This window comes from Ginsengibacter sp. (assembly GCF_057362405.1).
Genome location: NZ_JBMQQG010000118.1, coordinates 1 through 5,987, shown reverse-complemented (window position 1 = coordinate 5,987; position 5,987 = coordinate 1). Strand labels below are relative to the sequence as shown.

The 5,987-nt window shown below is 38.5% G+C and carries 4 protein-coding genes; 1 reads left to right on the top strand and 3 read right to left on the bottom strand.

Annotation, left to right across the window (positions count from 1 at the left end; translation table 11 throughout):
• Nucleotides 1–459: purine-nucleoside phosphorylase (locus tag ACO1O5_RS10095; RefSeq protein ID WP_486269824.1), on the top strand; the 459-nt coding region annotated here is incomplete at its 5' end.
• A 51-nt stretch (nucleotides 460–510) separates the two neighbouring features.
• Here ACO1O5_RS10095 and ACO1O5_RS10090 read toward each other — a convergent pair.
• The 3 genes from ACO1O5_RS10090 to ACO1O5_RS10080 form a co-directional block, all read right to left on the bottom strand.
• A complete protein-coding gene (locus ACO1O5_RS10090) occupies nucleotides 511–1,062 on the bottom strand; it encodes a ferritin (protein ID WP_486269822.1) in 552 nt (183 codons plus the stop codon).
• A gap of 331 nt (nucleotides 1,063–1,393) precedes the next feature.
• A complete protein-coding gene (locus ACO1O5_RS10085) occupies nucleotides 1,394–3,247 on the bottom strand; it encodes a glycoside hydrolase family 35 protein (RefSeq protein WP_486269820.1) in 1,854 nt (617 codons plus the stop codon).
• Between the two features lie 147 nt (nucleotides 3,248–3,394).
• Nucleotides 3,395–5,987: DUF5107 domain-containing protein (locus ACO1O5_RS10080; protein WP_486269818.1), on the bottom strand; the 2,593-nt coding region annotated here is incomplete at its 5' end.

Below are 5,987 nucleotides of genomic sequence, written 5' to 3'. Positions count from 1 at the left end.
TTTAAAAAAAGTGATCTTGTTTTAATTGATGACCATATAAATTTATTGCCGGAGAACCCTTTGCGTGGTGTGAATGATAGCGCCTTTGGAAACAGGTTTGTGGATATGAGTGCTCCTTATAATGAAAAACTTAATCTGCTGTTCACCACTTCGGCGAGTAATCTTTCAATCAATTTAAAGAAAGGAATATACGCAGCCGTTCGCGGGCCTAATCTTGAAACCCGTGCCGAATACAGGTATATAAGAAGTATTGGAGCTGACATGGTCGGGATGAGCACGGTTCCCGAAGTAATAGTCGCGAATCATATAGGTATGCACTGCGCAGCGGTGAGTGTAATCACAGATGAATGTGACCCGGACAATCTAAAGCCTGTAGACATTACTGAAATAATTAAAGTAGCGGGAGAAGCTGATAAAACACTGAGCGAATTAATCGAGGGCGTTATAACTTCCTTATGATATAACGTATAAGAGTAATCGCTAAATTACTGCTATCAGCGTTTTAAACGGCTATGGATTCTCCACCGTTTTATCCTGCGCAAGTTCGGCATCATCGGGTGTGCTTCTCATATCCCTGTCCAGCGAATAAAGAGATTCTCCCGAAGCGTTTTCGCCTCCGGCAATTTTTAATTTGTCAAGCATATTCATTACCATGGTTTCTTCTTCAGTTTGCTCTTTAACGAACCACTGCATAAAATTCCATGTTGCCCAGTCTCCCTCATCATGGCTCATTTTCACGATTTTATATATACCATTCGTATTGTCAATTTCATGGGCGAAAGTTTTTTCAAAACAGTCCTGTACATTTTTCGGATCGGCGGGCGGGGCTTCAATAGCTTCAACACTTGCTTTAGCCCCCCTTTCAATTATGTATTCCAAAATTTTCATCATGTGAGTTCGTTCTTCATTTGCATGACGAAACAGGAAGTTGGATATTCCATCATAACCTTGCACTGCCGCCCACGAACCGTATGACAAATAGATTTGTGAAGCATAGGCTTCTTTTGTCATTTGAGTATTTAATGCTGTACGCAAAGTTTCGCTTAATCGATTTGTGTTCATATAAAATGTTTTAATTTTTACCTCACAATGTTCGTACCGACAATTGAATAAATAATCATTTATTTAAAAAAATCGGGCAATAATTCTAAAATATATGCTTATTATGATGGGTAAATAAAGCCCGGAATTTATTAGATGAATGTTTCTAATCAAGAATTAAATTTCAATAGCAAACTACAAAAGCAATAACATCCATTTATAGCTGCATGACCGGTTTAGAAGTAAAATTCCAAAGCGGTTTTTAATTGAAATCTTAAATTGAAATAAGCAATGGAATGAAACTTATTTTACAGTGGAACTTTTAATCGTCATGAACCAATCTTTCCTCTTCTTACTTTTTTAATTCATCCAATATTGGTGCGCTAATCGAACTTATATCTTTATGGCGCTCGTCATTTTCCTGCTCAAAAATACTGATAGTATTTCTCCCTTTACGTAGCCAGCAACCGGGCAGATATAAAGTTTGTTGCGGGCCCGCATGCCAGTACCGTCCCAGGTTATGGCCATTCACAAAAACGATTCCTTTACCCCACGAACGCATGTCTAAAAACGCATCACCGGTTTTTATCAAATTAAATGAACCATCGTAGATCACCGGATGAGCATCAACATAATCGCTTTTAAAAGATTTCAAATCCGGTTCTGCATTCATTGGAAAGCGATACATTTTCCAATCGCCTTTTATTTCTATGGAATCGATCGTTACGGGGCTTATGATGCCTTTGAGATTGTGAACGATTTCGGCACCATAATTTATTCGACCCATGTTCTCAACCAAAATATCTAGTGTGGCATTCAGAGGTAAGTTGATGTCACAGGAATAATTATTGAAAACACGATTAAGCGTTGCAATCTTTTTTCCGTTCACATAAACGATTGCATAGTCTCTCAATCCATTAATTTCTAATTTTCCCTTTATATGTTTGTCAATTTTTTTTGAATATAAAACATATCCATAGCCCTGGTTTAACGATTCAAAAGTTTGAGGAGTATCGCTTACAACCGGAACTATTTTCTTTGTAAGATCAAAAAGATCGACGGCTTTATTTAATTCTATTGAAGGAATAGTTATTACGGGTGGATGTGCCGGCACAACGGGAATTTTATAAGAAACATATTTTTGAAACAATTCCCTTAAAGCTTTGTATTTAGGAGTCTCCCAACCCGCTTCGTTTATGGGCGCATCATAATCATAGCTGGTTATATCAGGCTGAATATTATGCTCTCCATTATAGTTAGCTCCGCTGGTGAAACCAAAATTTGTTCCGCCGTGAACCATATAAAAGCTAAATGAAACACCGGCCTTTAAATATTTTTCGCTTTGTTCGACAACTTTTTCAGTAGACACTTTTTGGAAGGGCTCGGCCCAATGATCTAACCATCCGGGGTAAAATTCCGCAACCATATACGGCCCCTTTCCATCGTGGTATTCGTTAACTACTTTCTTCAGGGCTTCAATGTTATCCTCTCCATTAGCGGTTGGTAAAGCACCTGCAATAGTACCGCCATTAAACAACCAGCTTCCATCGGACGTAAATAAGGGGACATCAAAACCTGCGTCGGTCAATTCTTGTTTAATGGCAGCACTATAAGCTTTATGGTCTTTCAAGGAAATATCTTTTCGCTGTGCTACATAAGAACCAAATTCATTTTCAGCCTGTACCATAATAATCGGCCCTCCGTGGGTAACCTGCAAATCTTTCACCTGCCCGGCCAGCTTATTTATATAGGTTTTACAGGAATCTAAAAATGGTTGGTTATAGGCACGTATTACCAATGATTTTTCTTTTTCTAACCACCATGGATACCCGCCAAATTCCCACTCAGCACATGCATAAGGTCCGGGTCGTAAGATTACCATGAGACCAACCTCTTGCGCAGTTTTCAAAAATTCCCGAATATTCCTGCTATCTGTTTTAAAATCCCAAACACCGGGCGATGTTTCGTGATAATTCCAGAAGACATACGTAGCGACCGTATTCAGCCCCATAGCCTTTATCATTTCCAACCGCTGTCTCCAGTATTCTTTAGGAACCCTGGCAAAATGCATTTCGCCGGAATGGATCTGGATCGATTTCCCATCATAGATAAAAGAACCGTCCTTTATTTCAAAAGTGTGTTTTTGCTGTGCAAAACAAAAGGAGCCCGTAAACGCAAGGACAAGTAAAATAAATAGTCTTTTCATAAATACCTGCGTAATGATCCCTGTCTAAAGAAATTCAAATGTAAAAATGACACAATATACCAAACTTAAGAAATCACCTCTGGAATTATTAACGCAAACGATTGCGCAGTTTTTTGACGCTCAAATTAATTGATGGGTTATGGCATATTATTTAAACAGTCCTAATTCTTTTATCAGGCTCGCCTCCGAATTATTAGCCACTGGTATATCAGACTGCCCATTTTCAAAAATTTGCCAACACCATTCAACTATTTTATTTGAAGGATATTTTTTTACCTCGTGTTGTAACCATTCGCTTGCTTTAGCCTTTGAAGCCAGTTTTTCCATAGCCCAGGCTGTTATTAATTCGTTGGCGGGTATAAAATTTCTAACAGTATTTTCGATCTTTGGTTTAAAATCCATTATCATTTTTAATGAATTAGACGCAAGTTGTTTTTTCCCCATCTTATTATAACATACATAACTCATCCAATCTTCTAAGCGTTCATCGATGTTGTCTGTGTAGGGTTTCCCCACTCCTAAATTCTCAGGCCATTCTTTTGCATCGCTGATGAAGGAAAGCGCTTCTTTATAATTATTTTTTTTCATTGCATTTATTGCCTGCATTAATTCAGCTTCATGATACAATTCGCGCCCGATAGTGGCGCCTTCAAAAGGAAGTATGTCTAAGCTGGATAGCAACGCAGAGCAATCTTTGTAGCGTTTATTAAGCAATAATGTTTTCGCATATAACATGCCCATAATATAATTTGCCGGATGTTTTTTATAATACGGTTCAACAACTTCGAGCGCTTTCGAATATTCCTCGTGATCCATATAAAAATCTCCAAGCAATTTATAATATCGCCATTCATCTTTGTCCAAATCGTTAGCCTTTTTAAGATCAGTCAAGGATTGATCATCTGCTATTCCTGAAAATAGTGCCGCCCTTGCTGCATAGAAAGGAGCAAACTTTGGTTCGTCCCCACACGCTGAAAAAAGTTTCCTGCTCTCATCGATACGATTCCTGCTCTTATATAATAACCCAAGGTAATATTTCGGTTTCCAGTTGTCACTTTGTTTTGATGCCCAGAGCAAAACATCTTCATCCTCCGGCCGGAAGGGAAATACAAACGCGGGTGAGAGACTGTTAGCGTTATCCAGCGATTTGGAAAAAGATTCACCTTGCTTATTCTGCAAAAAAGCTTTCCAGTAATAAGCAAGATCATTGGCAGGGCAAAGTTCCAATAACTTTTTGCTTTCTTCCATACAACCATCATCATAGTAGCCAATGGCTAATTCAAGGTAAGTCTGCACCGGCTGTTCATTCGTTATATTATTAGTAAAATGCCGTTGATTTTCTGCTGAAGAATCCCATAAATATTTTTCAAACAAAGCAAAATGGTTCAGTGGATCAAATGACAGGATTGTATCCAATACCCGGTTGGCGGCTTTCCTCTTATCTTCATAACGGTAAACAATAGCCTGAGTTTGCAATGCCGCAATGTTATAACGGTTAAAGTCTATTGCGCTGGAAGAATAGCTTAATGCCTTTTCCCAATTTTTTTGCCTGAGATAAATATTACTTAAAGCTGTATAGGCCGGGCTTCGGTATTCGATCGATAAAGTTGCCAGATCAAAGCCATCGATAGCATCAACAAAATTACCAAGCTTTTCATTTATAAGACCATAGTAGTAGTTCGCGCCTCCATCGTATGTGTTGATACTTAGCGCTCTTTTTGCAAATTGAAGTGCATCAGAATATCGCATATTCCTGTACGTTAGTTCTGCCGTTTTAACTAACGCAGGTAAGAAATTATGATCTTTTTGAACAGATGCTTTCAATTTTAGTTCCGCTTCTTCGTACATTTTTTCATCACAGAATTCTTGTCCTTGTATATATAAACCATACGAAGAATTCCAGTCGAAATCAGCAGGTGTATCCAAAGGACGGCTTAGGTCATAAGCATCCGGACTGGTTTTATAAATAAGTTTATTCACTCCCAACGATACTACAAGGTTATTGATATCAACATTTGCCTTCACCGAATCAACGAAAGTCTTTAGCGGATCAAGTTTAATTTTTTTATTGTAAATAATTTTATCTCCCTCTCTTACTTCCAGCGAATCGTCAATCTTTTGAACCGGGTTAAAATATATTTTTAACCAGTCATTTTCATATTCTATATTCAAAGCGCCGTATTCATTAGCCTCTACAAATCCACCGGTTCTTAAAACGGGGTACCAATACTCTTTCCAGGTATCTGTGCCATAAGGCGCAAAGCTTTTATGTTTAAATGGAGTGAAAGTACTTCCCTCGGCAGACTGGTTAAACAACCGCCCGGATTGCACTTCTACATATTGGCCATCCGTATCCGTTAATAATTTTTCCCAGATCATTCCCTGTTGCGATAAACCCCATATCCAGATTTTCTTCCCGGGTTTTTCATCATGCGGCGCATAACGTGCCATGCCAAAATCATCATCATGCCAGTAAGCGCCAAAAAAATCGGTATACCGCCCAAACACATGATAGGATTTGTAGCCCCCAAAATTATTATTATCGTAAAATGAAATGTTCTTTCCATTCTGTTTATTGATCGGCCAATCGCTGTACTCGCCTTCATGCCCGAGATAATGATTGCCGCGATAAATAAATTCAAGATTTCCCTTTGCTTTTAAGCCTGTGTTCATCCAATGATAATAAGGCTCTTCGAGGTTTGTATTGTTGTACCAAAAAGATTGCGTGGTAAAATACGCC